The organism is Desulfatitalea tepidiphila (genome assembly GCF_001293685.1).
Taxonomy (GTDB): Bacteria; Desulfobacterota; Desulfobacteria; order Desulfobacterales; family Desulfosarcinaceae; genus Desulfatitalea; species Desulfatitalea tepidiphila.
This window is the reverse complement of record NZ_BCAG01000003.1, coordinates 1,779,036-1,800,853: the sequence shown is the minus strand read 5'-3', so window position 1 is coordinate 1,800,853 and position 21,818 is coordinate 1,779,036. Positions and strand designations below refer to the sequence as shown.

The following is a 21,818-nucleotide window of genomic DNA, read 5'->3' as shown; positions in this document are numbered from 1 at the left end:
CAGTAAGTCGAAACTGATTGAAAATATATAGAAAAATTGAACCGTAGGTATAGCCATAATGGTCGGGAAGGGTATCAACAACCACATCCACAGGAACAACCGCCGCCGCAACCGCCGGTCATCTGGGCCATGGCCTTGACCACTTCGCGTCCCTCTGGTGTCGTCACGGAAACGACGGAGGCATGGAGGTCATAGGGCGGCCTGATCCCGATGGCTTGATGCAACATGCAGTTGAGGTGACCGAAAAGGACTTCGGCTGCGCCTGGTTCCACGGGCATGGTCACGGTCTCACCTACTGTTTTTTCGATCAGTTGGTGTTCAAAGGGTATCAGTCCGGAGGATCCAATACCGAAAATAAATGTAAATTCCGCTTCTGCGGGTTTGGGGCCGGAATTGCCGTCCCGGGGCACGGCCTGAATGTGGAGCGTTATTTTATCGAGCGGGGCAATGGGTTTGCCGGGTGTAGACATGTCGACTTCCTCCTTTGATTCTGACAAACGTTATGGACTTGTATCATAACGCATGTTTTCCATGATGCAATCAAGCGATGACGACCATGTAAAACGTCGCTGCCGGACGGTGGCGTCAAGAGATGGCGGGCAGGAAGATATGTACCACCGTTCCGTGGTTGATTTCCGAGTCGACGTAGACATAGCCGCCATGATTTTTGATGATGCCGTAAACTGCGGCCATGCCCATGCCGCGGCCCAGGAATTTGGTGGTGAAGAAAGGTTCGAATATCCGGGAACTGGTCTCTTCAGTCATGCCGATGCCATTGTCGGCCACGCACAATCCGGCATATTCACCCGAGGGTAAGCCTTCGAACGCCGATGCATCGTATGCATCCATATGGCATCGAAAGGCGTGAATTCGAATGCGACCGCCGGTTTGCACCGCTTCAGCAGAATTGCTGAGGATCGCCTGGAGAACCATGCGAAGCTGGACGGCATCGCCTTCGATGTCGGGTGTATTCGGTGCAAACAGGGTTTCGATCTGTATGTTTTTGTCCTTGGGTGCGTCGAGCATCTGAAGTGTTTCCATCGTCAGGGCCGAGAGCTGTTGACGCCGCGCCTGGTATTTGCCGCCGCGGGCATAGGCCAGGAGTTGTCGTGTCAATCCGGTCATGGTCTCTACGGAGTGAAACATGGTCTGGCAATATCTTGTGACCTCCGGGTGGTCTGGAAAGCAGAGTTTGAGAAGATCGATGCTGCCGGTGATGCTTGCGAGCGCGTTGTTGAATTTGTGTGCAATACCGGCCGCCAGAACGCCGATGGCTTCCATTTTCTGAATCTGTCCAAGGGTGGCTTCGATTTTTTTGCGGGAGGAGATATCTCTCAGAAAGTTCAGGGTAGCGGGTTTCTCCCGCCATTCGATCGCCACGGCGTTGATTTCAACCCAGCAAGTGGCGCCATTGGCTGTTACCAGACGAAATGCGTAGGTATTGGGGACGCTGCCACCCTCTATACGTCGACGGTAGTGATGGTAGACCATGTCGGCATCATCGGGGTGTACCAGGGTTATGAATTCACGCCCCAGCAATTGCTCGCCGCTGTATCCGCTCAGTTTGGTCAGTGCGGGATTCGGGAACAGGATGCGATCCTCCTGGGATATATAGATCGCTTCATTGGCGTTTTCAAACAGGAGTCGGTACTTGTATTCCGACTCCCGCAATGAAAGTTCTGTTTTCAGGCGTTCGGCAATCTCTTCCCTGAGCCGCCGATTGACCACGATCAGCTCTTCCGTCCGCTCCTGCACCAATGTTTCCATGTGATGCCGGTGGCGTTCCAGTTCGGAGCGGGCGTTTTCGTGATCGATAATGATGGCCAGCCTTCTGGCTACTTCTTCTGTCAATTCCCGGGCATTATCGAAAAAGGTGGCCGTGTCCACCGATGGTTTCTCACAAAGGCCCAGATCGAGTTTCCCCGAAACCTGTTGCCCCAGGATGATGGGGCTCGAAAAGCTGAAAGAATAATCCGATGGCGTTTCGTTTCCGAATGCGCGCCCCTCATAGGTGATACGCGCTCGGGCTGACCCTCCCCCGAAACCGACCTCTTCCAACAGATGGATCGTTTTTCGGAAAATATCCGGCAAGGAAAGGGTGCTTTTTTCCCTCAGGCGGTTTATGGCGTAAAGGCAGCTCAGGGCCTGCACCCGTTGCTGCAATTCCGATGACTGTTGCTTTAAGGCTGCTTCGGAGGCGAGAATTTTCTTGCGCATCATCAAGACCAGCAACGAGACCACGACAAACATGACGGCTCTGAAATGGTCATTGGGGCCTGCCATATCGGGTCTTAATGCCCAGTGGCACACCGTCAGCATGAGTCCCAGGTAAATGGCGATGCTCAATCCCTTGCGACCCCACCATAAAGCGCCGAGAATCACAGGAATGTAAAAAAGATGGGTAAAGACCAATCCGCTCTGCAGTACCGCGTGGAAATAGATTGTCAGGGAGGTGGCCAGCGTCAACATGCCTGCCATGGACAACAGTTTGATACGTTCGGTAGGGTTCATAGACGCAAGGCTCATCGGTTTTTAGATAACATCCAAATCTTCAAAATGATCTGAGCAAACTCGATGCCTGTTTCTGAATTTTGAAAATGTTGATTAACTATCAGAAATAAATGTAAAAAATATTGAATGGCGAGAAGGCTTCAAAAAGGCGCAAACATATCCCTGTCAATAAATTTTACATAATGTAAACGATAGCTTAAGTGAATCCTTGACCTATGTGGCGATGAATACCCCGTGATCCACTTTGAGGCGTTCACGCATGCGCTCCAAAATGATACGCATCGGGTCCGTGTCGGTATGGTTGTCGACCTTATCGAAGCAATCCATCAGCAATCGGTCATTGCCTCTCCACAAACCAAAGTCGTGTTGCAAGTGAGGGGTCAGTTGCCTGCACAGTTGGTCGAACGCCTCGTCGCTCATGTGGCCCATAGTATTCATCTGCTGGGTCGTCAAATCGGATATCAATATGTCGACAGCCTCGTCGACAGTCCTTGGCAGTCTGAATCTCTGAAAACGGTCAATCATTCCTGGTTCTAACGCTCCTTTTGATCACGTTCTTTCATGCAATTGCATCGATTCTTCGCTTGGAAAGAATCCTAAAATAATCGATGCAACACACATGCCCACTTTGTGCATTTATTGAAAAAATTTTCAAGCCCCCCGAAAGTCAATATAGCGCGCACATGAACCCTTACCGGGGCGGATATGGTCGATGGGCTATCCCGAAGAGCTTTCAATAATGAAATAAAACAGGACATTTTTGAAAGATGTGCTACCAAAACGATAGAGGCGTGGGTACAGATTTCGTTTTATCTGTTACGCGGGCTATGATATTTGATCCACCCGGCTTTTGACGAAACCATCATGGGTTCGAACCGTATAAGAAGGAGTAACCTCACGTGAAAGCATCACAGCTGCGCAAAGGCAATGTGGTCAGCATTAATGGCGTTGCCTGTCAAGTGCGCGATATCGATATGCAAACGCCTTCCGCTCGGGGTGCCAATACACTTTACCGAGTTCGTTTCACCACGATTCCCGGCGGCCAGAATCTGGAGCAGACGTATAAAAGCAACGATGTGCTGGAAGAGCTGGTCCTCGAAAGGCGGCCGATGACCTATCTCTATTCGGACCAGGACACCTTTCATTTCATGGATGCGGAAAACTACGAGCAGTACAGCCTTCATGTGGACCAGTTGGTAGAGCAGAAGGACTGGTTGCTGGATAATATGGAAGGGTTGACCGCATTGATGCTCGAAGGTCAGTTGGCCGCCATCGAGCTCCCGGCTTCCGTGGAATTTGAAATCGTGGAGACCGCACCGGTCATCAAGGGGGCGACGGCCACCAACCGCAACAAGCCCGCGACCCTGTCCAATGGCCGGGTGGTGCTGGTGCCCGAATATATGGCTCCCGGCGATCGGGTCCGCATCAATACGGAAACGGGTAAGTTTATGAGCCGGGTCCGTTAGTACCCGGCCACAAATGGCCAGTTGACCCGATATCCGCGTTGCGCGAAATTTGATCCTTTGTATACGCTCGGTTTTCAGATGCCGAAGTAGCTGCGCAAACGCTCCTGTCTGAAGTGGTGTTCGATGCGTCTTTTCATTTGGTCGCGCAGGGCGCACGACTTGAACTGAATCACCTTGCGGCCATAGCGAATGTTTTTTTCAATGAGGTCCGGGCAGTTGCCGATATTCGAGCGCAGCTTGAGACTGTTGGTGGTCACTTTGCGCAGGAAGGTGATCTCCTTGCCAACGACCTGGTTGCGCTTGCTCTTGATGGCATCCAGAAAGTCCTCCCGCGTTCGGGCGCATTTCGCGTAGCTCACCGCTCGTCCCATGTGATTTAAGGCGTGCCCGTCACTGCCGCCCACCATAGCTTTGTCGAGATTGAATCCCAAAACCGTGCATTTGAGGTTCCAGCGATTCAGATTGTTGGCATTGATCGATTCGACGCCGTCGCCCAGGGCCAGCAAATGCTGCAGCTCACCTGGCGAGAATTGCACGTTACAGACGCCGGTGTACATGGCGCAGTATGGGTGGGCGAAAATAACGACACATCGGTAACGGCGGCTTTTTTCTATGGCCTGGGCCATGGTGAGACTCAGGGAACTCATGACGCCGGCGCCCATGTGAGGCACCACCTCGCGCTCGTAAAATCGTATCAATTCGGCTGTCTCATAAAAATAGACGAGCAAATGCGATCCTTCGGCGACCGTCAATTCGATGCCGGGGATGGAAAAAATATCATCATATTGATCGATTTCCAGCGCCCCACGAATCTCATTGTGATCGGTGATGGCGATGCCGATACCCAATTTGCGAACTTTGGCGGCAATCTTGTCAATACGATTCAGTCCGTCGGAATAGGTCGAGTGGAAATGAAGATCCACTACGGTATGCGTTTGATTCAGGATTTCAAGATCAGGTTTCTCAAATCGAACACGATCACTGATGGACATTAAGGGCTCCTCCTGGAGTGGTCTCAGACTGCGCTGGCGCAGGGTGATGCAAAAGCTCTGCCGTCCGTGCGCAACTGGTAAAACTAATCGGCCGCCACAGATTTGTCAATGATCCGTTTGGCGGCGGAGATGCTGCAGGAAGACGATCATTGTCAGAATCGTCAAAAATATGCCGATGGTACATCCAGTTTTGAAGTGGCGGTCATCTCTGGCCGACCACGCAATTTTTCCCCTTGCGTTTCGCTTCGTACAAGGCCTTGTCCGCACGGGCGACCAGCTTTTCGGGCGTGTCGCCTTTTTTAAACTGGGTCATGCCAATGCTGACCGTCATGCTCAAATAATCATCCTTTTGAACTTCGCTGGTGGCATAACGCACTGCAGCGACACTGGTACAAATGGTGCGCGCTTTTTTGAGCGCGTTCCGAAAGCTCGTTCCTTCCAGAATAATGGTGAATTCTTCGCCACCGTAGCGCGCCAGAAAATCATCCCCCCGTATGGCGCCATGGCATTTTTGAGCCAGCGCCACCAGCACCCTGTCTCCGATCAGGTGGCCATATTTGTCATTGATCTGCTTAAAGTTGTCAATGTCGACCATCATCAGGCTGAAGTCCTCATGAACCATACGGTTGCGATCGATTCTCTCCGCAAGATAGTGATCCAGGGCGTGGCGATTGTATACTCCGGTAAGACCGTCTGTCATGGATTTCTTTTTGGCGGCTGCCAATTCGGCTTGCAGGGTATGGACCTGATTGGCCAATGATTGAATCTGACGTTTTTCCTGGTCCTGCTTGAGCTCGACCATTTCCCACATCTGCTCGACCTCGACCTTGAGGGCGTTTTTAATCTTTTTGATGTCATCGAGCCCGCTGATCTCGATCATCTTTTCGCCCTGGTCGTGAATGCGGCGATAGAATTCCAGGTTTTCCACGTTCAGGTTGGCCATGGCCTTGGTCAGCAGATCGATGATGTCGCGGAGCTCTTTCTCTTTGTCATGGACATAGCTGCGTTGACGCTCGATGAATGCGAGAATACGCTCCTTTTGGCGCTCGAAGTGCATCTCGATGCGCTTCGAACGTTCGTCGGAATGATACAGATCGTTTAACTCCTGGACCTCCTGCTTGTATCGTTCCGCATTGATCTCTTTGATATCGAGGGCAAAGGCCTTTAAAAAATGCAAGAGTACATCGACGCTTCGAAACAACATCTCAGCGCGTTCTTTTATATCCGTCGCCGACTGAATCACGGCGTCGGAGTTGTTTTCCGATAAAGGTTTATCCCCGCGTTTGAGAAGTTTGATCATGGCGCAATACCTGTTTTCGAAAATGGTCACTAAGGCCGTATCGGCTCATAGGTACTATCGCCCCCTTTGTTCGGAACTTTACGGTCGTTCAGGGATATTTATGGATTCGGCCTCAAGGCGTAATAGGAAGGCAAGCATCCGTATTCTATATTAAAAGCGAATGGATCGCTCCATAGATGGTATTGCGCTAGGGTACAGCCATGAGGTATATTAAATCGCTTTGATGCGCCAGGCTATCCCTTCACCAGGTTAACCCTTCAATAGATGAGTGTGGCGCCACTTTGCGTGGCAAAACGATTGGAAAACTGAATGAATCCTGATCTGTCTGTCGATATGGGGCGGTTGAGGCTGAAAAACCCGGTCATGACCGCTTCCGGCACCTTCGGGTATGCCAAAGAGTTCGAGTCCCTGCTGTCCCTGGATCGACTGGGCGCGGTTGTGGTCAAAGGATTGTCGCTGGCACCTTCGAAGGGCAATCCCCCGCCGCGCATCGTGGAAACCGCCTGCGGGATGCTCAATGCCATCGGTCTTGAAAATGTGGGCGTCGATGCCTTTATCAGGGAAAAATTGCCGTACCTGGCAAAACTCGAGGCGCCGGTGCTGGCCAATATTTATGGAACCGATATCGAATCCTATGCCGAACTGGCGGCCAGGCTCGACGGCATTGAAGGGATTTCCGGCATCGAGGTCAACATCTCGTGCCCGAACGTCAAGCAGGGTGGGGTGGCCTTCGGTGCCGATGCCCACACTGCCCAAAAAGTCACTCAAGCGGTGCGGCGCCGTTACCAGGGGCCGCTGATCGTCAAGCTTTCACCCAACGTCACCGACGTCACCCTGATCGCGCGCAGCGTCGTCGATGGGGGTGCAGACGCCGTTTCACTGATCAACACCCTCACCGGAATGGCCGTTGACATTCATACCCGCCGCCCCAGACTGGCCAACATCACCGGTGGCCTTTCAGGGCCGGCCATCAAACCGGTGGCGCTGCGCATGGTCTGGCAGGTCGCCCAGGCGGTCGATGTGCCCGTGATCGGCATCGGCGGCATCATGAACGCCGAAGATGCCCTGGAGTTTATCATCGCCGGCGCCAGTGCGGTGCAGGTCGGTACGGCCAATTTCGTGAACCCGCGTTGCACCATGGAGATCATCGACGGTATCGAAGACTATCTTCGTGAAAAGGGAATCGCCTCGGTGAGGGAGCTTGTCGGCAGCATCGAGATCCCGCGATTTTAACTGAATGCTTTACAATAGACTCGGCGTTTGTGGAGCAGGTGGCCAGGGCCACGTACGCCTGCGGTCCTAGTGCCGCTCGAATGCAAACGGCGGACAAGCGGCCCAGACTGTTTGAGCGCAGCGAGTTTCTGGGCCGCCCGCCGTGCATTCTTAGCGGCACTTGACCGCTTGGCGTGTGGCATCGGCCACCTGTTCCACACACGCCTGCCATTGCCGATGCCTTGCGAATTTTCTGTCAAATGCCGTGCAGCCGTGGACGGGCACACCTATCCTTCGTCCACTCCCAGAACCGCCTTGAACGTCTCGCCGATCTCGGCATGGATCACCAGATCTGCATAGCGATCCAGCTCTGTGGGATCACGGTTGATGATCACCAGTCTTGCGCCATTGCGCTTGGCTAAAAGAGGGAATCCGGCCGCAGGATAGACGACCAGGGACGAGCCGACGGCAATGAACAGGTCGCATGCCAGGGCGTGTTCTTCGGCCAACTTCATCTCACGCACGGGCATCGACTGACCGAAGGAGATGGTGGCGGTCTTGATGATCCCGCCGCAGGCGTCGCAATGCGGCAGGGTTTCGTCGGGAAGGAAAATGCTGCGGATGTGGTCCAGTTCATATCGCTTGCCGCAGTCGAGACATACGGCGTAGGTGCTGTTGCCGTGCAGTTCGATGACCGCCTCGTCCGGGATGCCCGAGGCCTGATGCAGCCCGTCGATATTCTGGGTGATTACGCCAGTGAGCTTGCCCGATCGGTAGAGTTGGGCGATGGCGAGGTGTCCGGCGTTGGGGCTGGCATCGGCGATCAGGCGTTCCGTGGCGAACTTCATGCGCCAAGACGCCCGTCGCTGCTCTTCATCGGCCATGAAATCCCGGAAGTCGATCGGCTTGTATTGCGTCCAGATGCCCCCCTTGCTCCTGAAATCGGGAATGCCCGATTCGGTGCTGATGCCGGCGCCGGTGAACACGACCAATCGCCGGCTTTCGTCTATCATGGTTCTCAACCCTGCCAATTTTTCTATTGGTGTTTCCATAAAATCGCTCAACTTTTCTAGATAATAGGCAATACTGATAAGCATCATAGCGGTTGATATCATCGAACTCAAGGGGTGGGGAATGGCATTCATCAAAAATTTGAAAATCAGAGTCAAGTTGTTGGCCGGCTTCGGCATCATGGTCGTGTTCATGGCGGTGATCGGTTACACCGGTTATCGCAGCGTTCGAGGGGTTCAAACTGATTTAAAGGCGATTTACGGGATTCAGATGCCGAGCATCGACTTTTTGATCGAGGCTGATCGCGATTTGCAGCAGTTGCTGGTGGCCGAGCGGTCCATGATCTTCACCGATCCAAAATCCGAGCTCTTCAAGCAGTTCGTCGAAGAATACGATACCAACCTGAAGCAGTCGGATTCGCGTTGGAACAAATATGTGGCCCTGGCCCAGACCGCAGAGGAGAAGGCGCTGTTTCCGGTTTACGATGAGGCCAGAAAAAAGTGGCAGCTGGAGTCCCGCAAAGTGGTGGACTTGGCTCGAAAGGGGACAGCGGAGTCGATTCAGCAGGCCCAGGCGTTGACCCTTGGAAAGGCAAAAGAACATTTCGAGCAGATGCGGAACCAACTGGACAAGCTGACCGAAATCAATCTGGCCCTGGCCGAGAAAGCCAGCGCGAATGCCCAGAGCACATACAGATCCGCCGTGACCATACTGCTATTGGTCGTGGCCTTGGGCGTGGCCGTCGGCGTGCTGCTGGCATGGTCCATTGCGCGCATGATCACCCGTCCGGTCAATGCCATGGTCTTTGGTCTGAAAGATATCGCCCAAGGCGAGGGTGATCTGACCAAGCGCCTGGACGATGTCTCCAAAGACGAGTTGGGGGATCTGGCCGGTTGGTTCAACACCTTTATGGACAAGCTGCAGGGAATGATCAAGGAGATGGCCGGGAATGCGGCCACCCTGGACAACGCCTCAGGTACCCTGGCTGAGCTGTCCAAGCATATGTCGACCAGTGCCGAAGATATGTTCGGCAAGTCGAATACCGTCGCGGCAGCAGTCGAAGAGATGAGCGCCAACATCAACAATGTGGCGGCGGCCATGGAACAGTCGAGCACCAATGCCGGTGTCGTGGCCGCATCGGCCGAGGAGATGAGCTCCACGATAAACGAAATCGCCCAGAATGCCGAGAAAGCTCGAAAAATTTCCGATGGCGCCGTGAATACGGCTGTGGCCTCTTCCGAGCAGATGGATGCCCTGGGGCAGGCCGCCGCCGGTGTCGGCAAAGTGGTCGAGACCATTACCGACATTTCCGAGCAGGTCAACTTGTTGGCATTGAACGCCACCATCGAGGCGGCGCGCGCCGGCGAAGCGGGCAAGGGCTTTGCCGTGGTGGCCAACGAGATCAAGGAGCTGGCCAAGCAGACGTCGGAGGCCACATTGGATATCAAGGGCAAGATCGCCAATATCCAGTCCAGCACGACCGGAGCGGTTTCGGGAATCGATGAGATCTCCAAGGTCATCAAAACCATCAACGATATCGTCGGCACCATTGCGGCGGCAGTCGAGCAGCAATCCTCGGCCACCCAGGAAATCGCCAATAACATCGCCCAGGCATCCAACGGCATCCAGGAGGTCAACGAAAACGTCAGTCAGAGCTCTTCGGTGGCTACGCAGATCGCTCAAGACGTCGGCCTGGTGAACCAGTCGGCCAGCGAGATGGCCAACAGCAGCGGTCAAGTCAAGGTCAGCGCCGAAGATCTTCGATCCATCGCTCAAAAGCTCAATACGGTGGTCAACAGCTTCAAGGTGTGATCGCAGCCCTGATCAAGCAGATATTTCATGTCATAAGCCCCCGGCCCGATGGGACGGGGGCTTTTTAGCTGCTACAAACTTTGGGCGCGTTCTATCGGGTGGGATTTCAGGTACTCCATGCGGTTCAAGCCATTGATATACGCAAGGGCGCTGGCCGTGATGATGTCGGGGTCCGATCCCCGGCCGAGGGCCACCAGTCCATTTTCCTTGAGCCTCACGGTCACTTCACCCTGGGCATCGGTGCCGCCGGTCAAGGCGCTGACCGTGAAGCGCAGCAGTTCGGATTCGGTGTGGGTGAGCTTGGCAATAGTGTTGTAGGCGGCGTCGATGGGACCATTACCGTATCCGGCGCCTTTGATCGAGCGGCCGTTGATGGAGAGCTGCACGCTGGCCATGGGCATGACGGTGGTACCTGCCGAAACATGCAGGTACTCCAGGGAGAAGGTTTCCGTGGTGCGCAGGACGCCTTCGGTGACGATGGCTTCCAGGTCCTCGTCGACCACATGTTTCTTTTTGTCGGCCAGGGCCTTGAATTTATCGAAGACCAGGCGCAGTTCTTCGTCGGACAGATCGTAGCCCAGATCCTTGAGATGCTCCCGCAAGGCATGGCGGCCCGAGTGTTTGCCCAGCACCAGTTTGTTGGCGTTCAGGCCGATGGTTTCCGGTTTCATGATTTCGTACGTCATGGGATTCTTGAGTACGCCGTCCTGGTGGATGCCGGCTTCGTGGGAGAAGGCATTGGCGCCCACGATGGCCTTGTTGGGCTGTACCATGATACCGGTGATCATGCTGACCAATCGACTGGTGGGGTAAATGTGCTCGGTCTTGATGTTGGTGTGCAGCGGCATGTAGTTGTTGCGTGTCCGCAAGGCCATCACCACCTCTTCCAGGGAGGTGTTGCCGGCCCGTTCGCCGATGCCGTTGACCGTCACCTCGGCTTGCCGGGCACCGACCGCCAGGGCGGCCAGGGTATTGGCCGTGGCCAGACCCAGATCGTTGTGGCAATGGATGCTGACGATCGCCTTGTGGATGTTCGGCGTATGCTGCATGACATATTGGACCAGGTCGGCAAACTCATTGGGAATGGCATAGCCGACCGTGTCGGGCAGGTTGACCGTGGTCGCACCGGCCGCGATGGCGGCTTCGAAGACTTTACAGAGAAAATCGCGGTCGCTGCGGGAGCCGTCTTCCGCAGAAAACTCCACGTTGTCGGTCAGGCTTTTGGCGTAGGTCACGGCATCCTTGACTTGGGCCAGCACCTGATCACGATTCATCCGCAGCTTGTATTCCAGGTGGATGTCGGAAGTGGCCAGAAAGGTGTGGATCCTGGGTTTGGCGGCATCTTTGATGGCGCCCCAGGCGCAGTCGATGTCCGCTTTGTCGGCTCGGGCCAATCCGGCGACTTCCGTTACCTTGAGTCGGCCGGCAATTTGGGAGACGGCATCAAAATCGCCTTCCGAGGCTGCCGGAAAACCGGCTTCGATGATATCCACACCCAACTTTTCCAGTTGGATGGCCAGTCGCAACTTCTCCGCCGTGTTCATACTTGCACCGGGCGATTGCTCGCCGTCGCGCAACGTCGTGTCGAAAATTTTAACCAGTTCGGTCATTTTTTTACCTCAGTCGTCTGTTTCGTTCATCATGTGTCAGGTTGGATCCGGTCCACCTGCCGGACCGATGCGCTTCGATTCACTCACATGAACGAAACGAAAGCATGGGCCGCAGGGGAGATGTCCCTGCGGCGTGAGGTCCTGCCTTTCTCATGGGGCTGTTCATAATGGGTTGGATTCCTCCTGTTTGGCCAGCTTGTACTGGAAGCTGTCGGCCAGGGCCTGCCAACTCGCTTCAATGATGTCTTCCGAGACGCCGATGGTGCTCCAGATATCGTCGCTGTCCCGGGATTCGATAAACACGCGCACCTTGGCTTGGGTGCCGCTTCGGCCGTCGATGACGCGCACCTTGAAATCCACCAGACCCATACTCCCCAGATCGGGATAGAATTTGGCCAGTGCCTTGCGCAAGGCGTTGTCTAGGGCGCTCACCGGTCCCTTTCCTTCGGCGGCGGTGATTTCTGAGGTACCCCCCACATTGATCTTGATGGTGGCGTAGGCCCGGCAAGGTTGATCTTTGTCTTTTTCGATGGAGACCCGGAACTTCTCCAGCGCGAAGAGCGGGACGAACTGTTCCGTGAATTTCTGCAGCAGGATCTTCATGGAGCCATCGGCCACATCGAATTGATACCCTTTATCTTCGAGCGCCTTGATCTCTGCGGCGATCTGATGGCTGTCGAAGCCATTGCCGCCCAGTTCGACCCCCAGCTCTTTGGCCTTGTAGATGATGTTGCTCCTGCCTCCCAGGTCCGATACCAGCACGCGGCGTTGATTGCCGACCAGCGCCGGGTCCATGTGTTCGTAAGCCCGCGGCACTTTCATGATGGCATTGACGTGCAGTCCGCCTTTGTGCGCAAAGGCGCTGCGCCCCACGAAGGGTCTGGAATTGAGCGGCACGATGTTGGCCGTTTCGCTGACAAAACGGGACAGGTTCTTCAAGTGCACGAATTTATCTTCGGGAATGGTGCGCATCCCCATTTTAAGACTCAACAGCGGGATGACGGTGATCAGGTCGGCGTTGCCGCAGCGTTCCCCATATCCGTTTACGGTTCCCTGGGCCAGAACCGCACCGGCACGCAGTGCGGCAATGGTGTTGGCCACGGCCAAGCCGCAGTCGTTGTGGGCATGAATGCCCAGGCGAGGTTCGATGCCGTTAGCGGTCAACTCCTGATGGATTTGACCCACGATCGATTCGATGTCGTGGGGCAGGGTGCCGCCGTTGGTATCGCACAACACCAGGACATCGGCGCCGGCCCGGGCCGCCGCGAAGAGGGTTTCAAGGGCGTAGGGTGCATCTTCTTTGCAGGCGTCAAAAAAGTGCTCGGCATCGTAGATGACCTCCCGGCCGTGGGATTTTAGAAGCGCTACGCTCTCCTGGATCATGGCCAGGTTCTCTTCTCGTGTATTGCCCATCACCTCTTCGACATGCAGGGGCCAGGATTTGCCGACAATGGCCACGGCCGGCGCCTGGCAGTCGATCAAGGCCTTGAGATTGGGATCCTCTTCGGCGGCCGTGTTGGCTTTGCGTGTCGAACCGAACGCGGTAAGGCGTGCGTGGGTGAATTTTTCCCTGCGGGCCAGTTCGAAGAAACGGGCATCCCTTAAATTGGATCCCGGCCACCCGCCTTCGATATAGTGAACCCCGGTCTGATCGAGCCTTTTGGCGATTTTGATCATCTCCTCCGACGAGAAGTTGATGTTTTCACCCTGACTGCCGTCCCGAAGCGTGGTGTCGTAGATGAGCACCTGTTTCATGATTTTCCTATCCTATTTTTTTGCGCGGTTCTCCGGCCGCAGACTGCGAACCGCACGCCCGGCCCGCCACATTTCGCTGTCGCCGATGATTTTCAGTTCGGCGTTGAGTTTTTCCCGGTAGTCCGGGGCAGTGTTGACATCCAGAACGCGCCGGGTTTCGGTGCCGTTGGCCACGCTTTCATAAAGATCGTCGAATACGGGCTCCACGGCTTTGCGGAACTTGGGCGCCCAATCCAACGCGCCTCGCTGGGCCGTGGTGCTGCAGTTGGCATACATCCAGTCCATGCCGTTTTCGGCCACCAGCCGGATCAGACTCTGGGTCAACTCCTCGACGGTCTCATTGAAGGCTTCGCTCGGGCTGTGACCATGTTTGCGCAAGAGCGTGTATTGGGCCTCCATCACACCGGCCAGACATCCCATCAGCACACCGCGCTCGCCGGTCAGATCGCTGAACACCTCTTTTTCGAAAGTGGTGGGGAACAGATATCCCGAACCGATGGCAATGCCCGCGGCAATGGTGCGCTCGGCGGCACGGCCGGTGGCATCCTGGAACACGGCGTAGCTCGAGTTGATGCCGCTGCCGTCCAGAAAATTCAGACGCACATTGCGGCCCGAGCCCTTGGGCGCCACGAGGATCACATCGACATCCTTGGGCGGGATGATGTGGGTCTGGTCTTTGTAGACGATGGAAAAGCCATGGGAAAAGTAGAGGGCGTCTCCGGGATTCAAACATTGTTTGATCTGGGGCCAGGTGGCCATCTGGCCGGCATCGGAGAGCAGGTATTGGATGAGGGTTCCCCGCCTGGCCGCTTCTTCGATGGGGAACAGGGTCTTTCCGGGCACGAAGCCGTCGGCGACGGCTTTGTCCCAGCAGGACTTGTTGCCTTCGCGCTGCCCCACGATGACGTTGAAGCCGTTGTCGCGCATATTCAGTGCCTGGGCCGGGCCCTGTACGCCATAACCCAAGACCACGATGGTTTCGTTTGCCAGGACCTGGCGGGCCTTTTCGAGGGTAAATTCTTCAGAAGTGATAACCTCTTCTACGACACCGCCGAAATCGATTTTTGCCATTTTTTTCTCCTTCAAATGATTGGGATGGGCCTGCTGGCCCGGATACGTGATGAACCTGAAACATTGTGAACCTGAAACACTATAAAATAGATGAACCGGTGCCATGTGGTCGGCCGGTGTTGTAACGATTCATAAGTTATATGCCGCGCTTGGGTTCACGATACAAAGCCACCGTGCCGGTGCGGGCGATTTTTTTGATGCCCATGGGTTTTAAAAGACCGATGAGGGCGGTCATCTTATCTGCGTCTCCGCTGGCCTCGATGGTGTAGTAATTGGAGGCCACGTCGATGACTTTTGCGCGAAATAAATTGACGAGCCGCAGAATCTCGTCGCGGTTTTCGGGCCGCGCGTGCACGCAGATCAGGGCCATTTCCCTGCGAACGGCACGATCATCGGACATGTCGCGCAGCTTGACGACATTGATGAGTTTGCGCAATTGCTTTTCGATTTGTTCGAGGAGCGGTTTGTTGGCCTGGGTGACGATCGTGACGCGCGATACTTTGGGATCCAGGGTTTCGGCTACGCACAGACTGTCGATGTTGAATCCTCTGCCGCTGAACAGTCCCACCACACGGGATAGAACGCCCGGTTCGTTGTCGACCAACATGGTCAAGGTATGTTTGTTTGAGTTCATGGTCGGTTCTCGTTTTCTGCTGCTTGTCGGTTTGGACCGGCATGGGCCGGTATTGATGCATATGTTCCCGGGTCGCATCTGCTCAAAAGATGCACCCAGGGCTAGACCAACAACATGTCCGTGATCGCCTTGCCGGCCGGTACCATGGGATAGACGCACTCTTCGGAAGCCACGATGAACTCCATGATCACCGGGCCTTTGGTCTCCAGACCTTCGGCCAGCGTCGCCTCTACTTCGTCAGGGTGCGAGGCGCGGAGTCCCCTGGCGCCGAACGCTTCGGCCAATTTAACGAAATCCGGTGCGTGTTCCAAAATCGTGTGGGCGTAGCGTTTATCGTAAAAAAGCTCTTGCCACTGGCGCACCATGCCCAGGCAGCGGTTATTGAGAATGACCACCTTGACCGGCAGGTTGTATTGAACCGCAGTGGCCATCTCCTGGATATTCATCTGAATGCTGCCGTCCCCGGCGATGTCGACTACCATTTTTTCCGGAAAAGCCACTTGGGCGCCGATGGCGGCCGGCAGCCCGAATCCCATGGTGCCCAGGCCGCCCGACGTGATGAACTGCTGGGGGCGATCGAAATGGTAGAATTGGGCCGCCCACATCTGGTTTTGCCCCACTTCCGTGGTGACGATGGCCTGGCCACGGGTCAACTCGTAGAGCTTTTCGATGACGAACTGGGGCTTGATGGTCTCCTTCTGTTCGTAGGCCAGCTTGTGCTCATCCCGCCAGAAGACGATTTGATCCAGCCACCCCCTGCGCGTGGTTTCGTCGGCTTGAATCCCTTCCTCGACGATCATACGGTTGAGTTCGGTCAGGCTGCTGCGACAATCTCCGACCACCGGAACGGTGACCGGTATGTTTTTGCGGATCGAGGTGGGATCGATATCGATATGAATGATCTTGGCCCCGCTCGCAAAGCAGTCGGTTTTGCCAGTGACGCGGTCGTCGAAACGCACGCCCACGGCAACCATCAGATCGCATTGGGAGACCGCCATGTTGGCCCGATAGGTGCCGTGCATGCCCAGCATGCCAAGCCAGAGCGGATCTGAACCCGGAAATGCACCCAGCCCCATCAACGAGCTGGTGACTGGAATCTTGAGTCGATGGGCCAAATCGGCCAACTCGTCGGACGCCTTGGATAGAATGACACCGCCTCCGCTGAAGATGAGCGGCCGCTGGGCGGCTTTCAGCAGGTTCAGCGCTTTTTTGAGCTGTTTGGTGTTGGGATGATAGGTCGGGTTGTAGGACTTGATATTCACTTCCGTGATCGGCTGGTAGTCTGTTTTGGCCACGCCGATATTCTTGGGAATGTCCACCAGAACGGGCCCGGGACGTCCACTGCGCGCGATGTGGAAGGCCTCTTTCAATATCCTGGCCAGGTCTTCGACATGATTGACCAGGTAGTTGTGTTTGGTGCAGGGCCGCGTGATGCCCACGATGTCCACTTCCTGAAAGGCGTCGTTGCCGATGAGCTGTGTGGGAACCTGGCCGGTGATGATGACCAGCGGAATGGAGTCCATGTAGGCCGTGGCGATACCCGTGACCGTGTTCGTGGCGCCGGGTCCTGAGGTGACAAGACAGACGCCGACCTTGCCCGAAGCCCTGGCATAGCCGTCCGCGGCGTGCACCGCGCCCTGTTCGTGCCGCACCAGGATGTGTCGCAGGTCGCTGCGGATCAACTCGTCATACAAGTCGATGACGGCGCCTCCCGGAAATCCGAAGATCGTGTCCACGCCTTCCTCTTTGAGGATGGTCATCAAAATTTGTGCACCTGTCAGTTCCATTTTATCACCCGTTTTATCCTATGAGTGGGATTCTATGATTTCGCACTGAAGACCGCGCCGCAATCGGCCGACCCGACGAGTTGCGCGTAGCGCGAAAGATAGCCCGTCCGAATTTTGGGTTCCGGCGGCTGCCATCGGCTGCGCCGTTCCTCCAATACGGTGTCTTCAACTTTAAGCACGATCTTTCTGGCGGGAATGTCGATGGCGATGTGATCTCCTTCTTCGACCAGGGCGATAGGTCCGCCTTGGGCCGCTTCGGGAGAGATGTGGCCGATGGCGGCGCCGCGCGTCCCGCCGGAAAATCGGCCGTCGGTCAACAGGGCCACCTGTCCGTCGAGCTGCATGCCGGCGATGGCCGAGGTCGGCGTCAGCATTTCACGCATGCCCGGTCCGCCCTTGGGCCCTTCGTAGCGCACCACGACCACATCGCCGCCTTTGATATGACCGTCCAGAATGGCCTTCGTGGCATCGTCCTCGGAATCGAATACTCTGGCCGGTCCCTGATGCCGCAGCATCTCTTCACGCACCGCCGTTTGTTTGACCACGCAGCCATTGGGCGCCAGATTGCCATAAAGCACGGCCAGACCGCCGGTTTGATGGTAAGGATTGCCCAGTGAACGGATCACTTCCGGATCTTTTATGTCGGCATTTTGGATGTTTTCGCCCACGGTTCTGGCGGTGGCCGTGATGCAGGTTTCGTCGATGAAGCCGCCTTTGGCCAACTCTTTGATCACCGCCTGGATGCCGCCGGCGCGATTCAGATCTTCGATATGATGGCTTCCGCCCGGGCTCATCGAGCACAAATGGGGCGTTCGGCCGCTGATCTCGTTAATCTGGTTCAGGTCAAAGGGAACACCCGCTTCCTGGGCGATGGCGGAGAGATGCAACACGGTGTTGGTCGAACAGCCCAGTGCCATATCCACGGCCAGGGCGTTGGCAAATGCCTGCGGCGTCATGATGCGGCTCGGTGTGATCTGCTCTTTCCACAGGGTGAGGATTTGCATGCCGGCCAGTTTGGCCAATCGTGTGCGGGCCGACATGACGGCTGGAATGGTGCCGTTGCCCGGCAGCCCCATGCCGATGGCTTCGGTCAGGCAGTTCATGGAGTTGGCGGTGAACATGCCGGAACACGAACCGCAGGTCGGGCAGGCGGCGTCTTCCACTTCGGCCAGTTCGGCTTCGCTCATGCGTCCGGATCGAACCGCCCCCACGGATTCGAACACGGTGATCAGGTCGATTTTGGGACCGTTGGGCTGATTGGGATGGCGGCCTGCGAGCATGGCACCGCCGCTGACGAAGATGGCCGGCAGGTCGAGACGGGCGGCTGCCATCAGCATGCCCGGAACGATCTTGTCGCAGTTGGGGATCAGCACCAGGGCGTCGAGCCCATGGGCCCTGGCCATGATTTCGACGGAGTCGGCGATGAGTTCACGGCTGGCCAAAGAATACTTCATTCCCTCATGGTTCATGGCGATGCCATCGCAGACGCCGATGACGCCGAACTCCACTGGGGTGCCGCCGGCCATGTAAATGCCGGCCTTGACGGCGTCGGCGAGGGTGTTCAGATGGACATGGCCTGGAACCACCGTGTTGGCCGAATTGGCGACGCCGATGAGGGGGCGTTTGATTTCCGCATCGGTATAGCCGCATGCCTTGAGCAATGCACGATGGGGGGCGCGTTCGATGCCTTCTTTGACCTGGCTGCTTTTCATGGGCTGCTTTCCTCCAAAAAAAAATCCGTTATCGACGTGGGGCCGATAACGGATTGTTGGTTTCACCGGGGATTTATCTTACACCATTATCGCCCCCCTGGACCCGGTGTTCTCAAGGACACCGAGTACGAGAATAATAATTTCGACGAGAATAAGTCGGATGGCGATGAAATTCATAATTATAGTCACCTGAGCAATTTAGCGGTCTTTAACAATATGCCCCTAAGCTGTCAAGCTTTTAATTCGTGTCCCAGCGATTCTAAATAAATAGTATTCCTTTAATCCGGCCCGGGTGGAACAGGTGGCCGATGCCACACGCCAAGCGGTCAAGTGCCGGTAAAATGCACGGCGGGCGGCCCAGAAACTCGCTGCGCTCAAACAGTCTGGGCCGCTTTTCCGCCGTTTGCATTAAACCGGCACTATTGACCGAAGGCGTATGTGGCCCTGGCCACCTGCCCCACCCGCGCCTGCCATAACCGTTGCCTTGCGAGTTTTTTTATCAAACGACTTCTGGAAGGTATCCCCTTCGGACGAATCATGTTCATTTTGAAATTGCTGTTGCTGACCATTCACAAATCTCCAATCAGCACAATGTCGACCGTCATTCGGCTTGCGGTTTTGCCCTGGCTGTGGTTTGAGGCATAACAGTGTCCGTCCACAAATAGGCAAATTGGGTCGAGATCAAGGCGCACGAAAAATTTGACCGCAGGCATATGACGGATATTCCGAGGATTAAATTTTTCGTGCAACGCCGATATCGGGCCAATTGGACATTTGTGGATGGGCACTGAGGCTTTACTGGACGCGATTCTCCCATGCACAGGTCTTATCCTTATGCGACCCATGAATGGCTTGATCCGCTGCGTGATCGTACTGATCCTGTTCGGAAGTGCCGCCGGTGCGCAGGCTCAAGGTCCCCTGCAAGTTCAGAACCGGTTTCCACTCCACTTGATTTTTTTGACCCCGAGGCCCACCGATGCCCGCTTGCCCGCAAAGGGCGCATTTCAAACCACCATCGCCGTCGATTACAGCAGCGTCTATGTCAACGAACGGCAAGACGGTTGGTCGGCCCTGGTGGATATGGAGTTGGGTGTGGTAGACGTATCCATGGTATATGGCTTGACACGGAAGTTTTCCATCGGCGTCCAGGTGCCCCTGGTAAGCATGAACAGCGGTTTCCTGGACGGATTTCTCGAAAACTATCACGATGCTTTCGGGTTTTCCAATTACGGCCGGGAAGAGCGGCCGGACAACCGTTTTGCCTACGAGATGCGCAAGAACGGACGCACCTGGATTCAAGGCGATACGGATGGCTTCAGTTGGGCGGACGCTACTCTTTCCGGCCAAATGCATCTGTTCGAGATCAATGGATCCGGCAGCTGGATCGGTTCGTTGGTGGGCAGCATCAAATTGCCGATCGGCGATGAAAAGCGGGGATACGGCAGCGGCCGTGTTGACGCCGGTCTCTTTGTGCCGACCCAGTGGGAGGGAAGGCGTTGGGCGTTTTATCTAATGCCGGGTTATATTTGGCACGCCGATCCTGAAACCCGCGGCGCGGATGTGTCCGCAAAGGAGAGCTTCAGCCTTTTTGGCGGAGCGTCCTATATCGCCGGGCCCCGTTGGCGCTGGTACGCACAGCTCAATTACTCTTCCACACCCATAGAGGAAACCGGCATTTCCCTTCTGGACGACGGCGCGGTAGAACTCACCTTGGGATTCAGACGGATTCTGAGCGAGCGCGTGAGTGTCGAGGTCGCATTCTGTGAAGACCTCTTCACCCAAACCGCTCCGGATTTCAATCTTCACCTGGCATTGGTCTGGTCACACCGCGTGGGCAACTGAAGGTGACGACGTCCAGCCTGAAGTATTCAATACCCCCCAAGTTTTCTTTATCGCCCTTATCTGATATAAGAAACCTAACCCAACCCCAAAGAAAGTCGCTTTCGAGATGGATGATTTTAAACCCACTTCGTTCAAAGGTTGTTTCATCATGGCCATGCCGGCCCTCCAGGATCCCAATTTTCGTCAATCCGTGACGTGCATTTCAGAGCACACCGATGAGGGGGCGGTCGGCATAGTGATCAACCAACTCCATGATGGACTGAATGGCAAGATGATTTTCGACGAGTTGGGCATGGTGTCGGTGGAAGGCGCTGCATCCATCCCCGTCCACGTCGGTGGGCCGGTTCATTCGAATGAACTATTCGTCCTCCATGGCCCGCCCCTCGACTGGGGTACGAGCCTCAAGATCAATGACACCCTGGCCCTGAGCAATTCGATCGCCATCCTGGAAGCCATTGCCAAGGGCGTGGGGCCGGGCGATTTTCTGGTCTGCCTCGGATGCGCCGGATGGGCTCCCGGTCAACTTGAATGGGAGCTCTCACAGAATGCATGGCTGGTCAGCGAATGTGATGATGAGATCATTTTCAAATGCCCTGAGGAAGAGAAGTGGGAACGCGCCATCCGTCGATTGGGCATCGATCCGCAGCTGCTTTCCGACAGCGGCGGGCATGCCTGAGTTGCGCGTATCCTCGATCATGATCGACAAGGGAGAGGTTGTTATGGCTGGATGGGGGATGGCGATGGCGGAATGCTTTTGAACTAAAAATGGGGGTTAGAGCGCATGGGGAAAAACCTCGGACAATGAATCATTCATCCTCGTCCTCTGATATTTTATGCTTTTGCTTGGGCTTTTTCTTTTTCAAGCACATTTTATCTTTACGCACGAAAGCGCACAGTTTCGGATTGTAATATTCCTTGCAGTTTAAAGGGTTATACAAGGGGCACTCGGGATTCTTTTCAGACATGAATTTGCAGTCCTCGCATAATTTGAATGGCGCCTTATCAGGTCTCCATCTCCGATCGATTGAAGATCTTAATATCATAAAATCATAGAATTAACAAACCATTATATTTGGTCGGGCCGGGACTTGCCGATCAATTCG

General features: G+C 55.3%; 17 protein-coding genes. 5 read left to right on the top strand and 12 right to left on the bottom strand.

What is annotated here, in order from left to right; translation table 11 throughout:
- Positions 1 to 74 precede the first annotated feature (74 nt).
- The 3 genes from DFT_RS12680 to DFT_RS12670 form a co-directional block, all read right to left on the bottom strand.
- Entirely contained in the window at positions 75 to 470 is a 396-nt protein-coding gene (locus DFT_RS12680; protein WP_054031546.1) for a hypothetical protein, read from the bottom strand.
- Positions 471 to 585: 115 nt separating this feature from the next.
- A complete protein-coding gene (locus DFT_RS12675) occupies positions 586 to 2,511 on the bottom strand; it encodes a two-component system sensor histidine kinase NtrB (protein WP_054031545.1) in 1,926 nt (641 codons plus the stop codon).
- Between the two features lie 213 nt (positions 2,512 to 2,724).
- Positions 2,725 to 3,036: a DUF6794 domain-containing protein gene (locus tag DFT_RS12670; protein WP_054031544.1), complete on the bottom strand. Its 312-nt coding sequence runs from the start codon at positions 3,034 to 3,036 to the stop codon at positions 2,725 to 2,727.
- 374 nt (positions 3,037 to 3,410) lie between these two features.
- Between DFT_RS12670 and efpL the strand changes: the two genes are divergently transcribed.
- Positions 3,411 to 3,977, top strand: a complete 567-nt coding sequence (gene efpL / locus DFT_RS12665; RefSeq protein ID WP_054031543.1) for an elongation factor P-like protein EfpL — start codon at positions 3,411 to 3,413, stop codon at positions 3,975 to 3,977.
- A 74-nt stretch (positions 3,978 to 4,051) separates the two neighbouring features.
- Here efpL and DFT_RS12660 read toward each other — a convergent pair whose 3' ends face one another.
- Together DFT_RS12660 and DFT_RS12655 are read right to left on the bottom strand one after the other, a co-directional pair.
- Entirely contained in the window at positions 4,052 to 4,969 is a 918-nt protein-coding gene (locus DFT_RS12660; RefSeq protein ID WP_054031542.1) for a PHP domain-containing protein, read from the bottom strand.
- A gap of 202 nt (positions 4,970 to 5,171) precedes the next feature.
- Positions 5,172 to 6,269: a GGDEF domain-containing protein gene (locus DFT_RS12655; RefSeq protein ID WP_152971968.1), complete on the bottom strand. Its 1,098-nt coding sequence runs from the start codon at positions 6,267 to 6,269 to the stop codon at positions 5,172 to 5,174.
- 309 nt (positions 6,270 to 6,578) lie between these two features.
- Here DFT_RS12655 and DFT_RS12650 point away from each other — a divergent pair, with 309 nt between their 5' ends.
- Complete coding sequence (locus DFT_RS12650; protein ID WP_054031540.1) at positions 6,579 to 7,502, top strand: dihydroorotate dehydrogenase; 924 nt, start codon at positions 6,579 to 6,581, stop codon at positions 7,500 to 7,502.
- Between the two features lie 266 nt (positions 7,503 to 7,768).
- Here DFT_RS12650 and DFT_RS12645 read toward each other — a convergent pair whose 3' ends face one another.
- Complete coding sequence (locus DFT_RS12645) at positions 7,769 to 8,494, bottom strand: SIR2 family NAD-dependent protein deacylase (RefSeq protein WP_152971967.1); 726 nt, start codon at positions 8,492 to 8,494, stop codon at positions 7,769 to 7,771.
- Positions 8,495 to 8,615: 121 nt separating this feature from the next.
- On the opposite strand from DFT_RS12645, the gene DFT_RS12640 reads away from it, so the two are divergent.
- Positions 8,616 to 10,304: a methyl-accepting chemotaxis protein gene (locus DFT_RS12640; protein ID WP_054031539.1), complete on the top strand. Its 1,689-nt coding sequence runs from the start codon at positions 8,616 to 8,618 to the stop codon at positions 10,302 to 10,304.
- 71 nt (positions 10,305 to 10,375) lie between these two features.
- Here the strand turns inward: DFT_RS12640 and DFT_RS12635 are convergent, their stop codons facing one another.
- From DFT_RS12635 to ilvD, 6 genes are all read right to left on the bottom strand, one after another.
- On the bottom strand, positions 10,376 to 11,914 hold the full coding sequence (locus DFT_RS12635; RefSeq protein ID WP_054031538.1) for a 2-isopropylmalate synthase: 1,539 nt from the start codon (positions 11,912 to 11,914) through the stop codon (positions 10,376 to 10,378).
- A gap of 162 nt (positions 11,915 to 12,076) precedes the next feature.
- Positions 12,077 to 13,669 (bottom strand): citramalate synthase, encoded by a 1,593-nt coding sequence (gene cimA, locus DFT_RS12630; protein ID WP_054031537.1) that lies wholly within the window; start codon positions 13,667 to 13,669, stop codon positions 12,077 to 12,079.
- A gap of 12 nt (positions 13,670 to 13,681) precedes the next feature.
- The gene (gene ilvC, locus DFT_RS12625) at positions 13,682 to 14,740 is read right to left on the bottom strand and encodes a ketol-acid reductoisomerase (RefSeq protein WP_054031536.1); all 1,059 of its coding nucleotides are present in this window, start codon (positions 14,738 to 14,740) and stop codon (positions 13,682 to 13,684) included.
- 136 nt (positions 14,741 to 14,876) lie between these two features.
- Entirely contained in the window at positions 14,877 to 15,374 is a 498-nt protein-coding gene (gene ilvN, locus DFT_RS12620; protein ID WP_054031535.1) for an acetolactate synthase small subunit, read from the bottom strand.
- Between the two features lie 101 nt (positions 15,375 to 15,475).
- Positions 15,476 to 17,161, bottom strand: coding sequence for a biosynthetic-type acetolactate synthase large subunit (gene ilvB / locus DFT_RS12615; RefSeq protein WP_054031534.1), 1,686 nt, complete (start codon positions 17,159 to 17,161; stop codon positions 15,476 to 15,478).
- A 32-nt stretch (positions 17,162 to 17,193) separates the two neighbouring features.
- The gene (gene ilvD / locus DFT_RS12610) at positions 17,194 to 18,873 is read right to left on the bottom strand and encodes a dihydroxy-acid dehydratase (protein ID WP_054031533.1); all 1,680 of its coding nucleotides are present in this window, start codon (positions 18,871 to 18,873) and stop codon (positions 17,194 to 17,196) included.
- Positions 18,874 to 19,707: 834 nt separating this feature from the next.
- Between ilvD and DFT_RS12600 the strand changes: the two genes are divergently transcribed.
- A complete protein-coding gene (locus DFT_RS12600) occupies positions 19,708 to 20,715 on the top strand; it encodes a DUF3187 family protein (protein ID WP_054031531.1) in 1,008 nt (335 codons plus the stop codon).
- 106 nt (positions 20,716 to 20,821) lie between these two features.
- Positions 20,822 to 21,391, top strand: coding sequence for a YqgE/AlgH family protein (locus tag DFT_RS12595; protein ID WP_054031530.1), 570 nt, complete (start codon positions 20,822 to 20,824; stop codon positions 21,389 to 21,391).
- The last annotated feature ends 427 nt before the right edge of the window (positions 21,392 to 21,818 follow it).

Excerpts from the sequence above, each read along its gene's own strand:
- ilvC (WP_054031536.1), bottom strand. The coding sequence starts at position 14,740 with ATGGCAAAAATCGATTTCGGCGGTGTCGTAGAAGAGGTTATCACTTCT.
- DFT_RS12680 (WP_054031546.1), bottom strand. The coding sequence starts at position 470 with ATGTCTACACCCGGCAAACCCATTGCCCCGCTCGATAAAATAACGCTC.
- DFT_RS12660 (WP_054031542.1), bottom strand. The coding sequence starts at position 4,969 with ATGTCCATCAGTGATCGTGTTCGATTTGAGAAACCTGATCTTGAAATC.
- ilvN (WP_054031535.1), bottom strand. The coding sequence starts at position 15,374 with ATGAACTCAAACAAACATACCTTGACCATGTTGGTCGACAACGAACCG.
- DFT_RS12645 (WP_152971967.1), bottom strand. The coding sequence starts at position 8,494 with ATGATAGACGAAAGCCGGCGATTGGTCGTGTTCACCGGCGCCGGCATC.
- DFT_RS12600 (WP_054031531.1), top strand. The coding sequence starts at position 19,708 with ATGCGACCCATGAATGGCTTGATCCGCTGCGTGATCGTACTGATCCTG.
- DFT_RS12670 (WP_054031544.1), bottom strand. The coding sequence starts at position 3,036 with ATGATTGACCGTTTTCAGAGATTCAGACTGCCAAGGACTGTCGACGAG.
- ilvB (WP_054031534.1), bottom strand. The coding sequence starts at position 17,161 with ATGGAACTGACAGGTGCACAAATTTTGATGACCATCCTCAAAGAGGAA.
- ilvD (WP_054031533.1), bottom strand. The coding sequence starts at position 18,873 with ATGAAAAGCAGCCAGGTCAAAGAAGGCATCGAACGCGCCCCCCATCGT.
- DFT_RS12595 (WP_054031530.1), top strand. The coding sequence starts at position 20,822 with ATGGATGATTTTAAACCCACTTCGTTCAAAGGTTGTTTCATCATGGCC.
- DFT_RS12635 (WP_054031538.1), bottom strand. The coding sequence starts at position 11,914 with ATGACCGAACTGGTTAAAATTTTCGACACGACGTTGCGCGACGGCGAG.
- cimA (WP_054031537.1), bottom strand. The coding sequence starts at position 13,669 with ATGAAACAGGTGCTCATCTACGACACCACGCTTCGGGACGGCAGTCAG.
- DFT_RS12675 (WP_054031545.1), bottom strand. The coding sequence starts at position 2,511 with ATGAACCCTACCGAACGTATCAAACTGTTGTCCATGGCAGGCATGTTG.
- DFT_RS12650 (WP_054031540.1), top strand. The coding sequence starts at position 6,579 with ATGAATCCTGATCTGTCTGTCGATATGGGGCGGTTGAGGCTGAAAAAC.
- DFT_RS12640 (WP_054031539.1), top strand. The coding sequence starts at position 8,616 with ATGGCATTCATCAAAAATTTGAAAATCAGAGTCAAGTTGTTGGCCGGC.
- DFT_RS12655 (WP_152971968.1), bottom strand. The coding sequence starts at position 6,269 with ATGATCAAACTTCTCAAACGCGGGGATAAACCTTTATCGGAAAACAAC.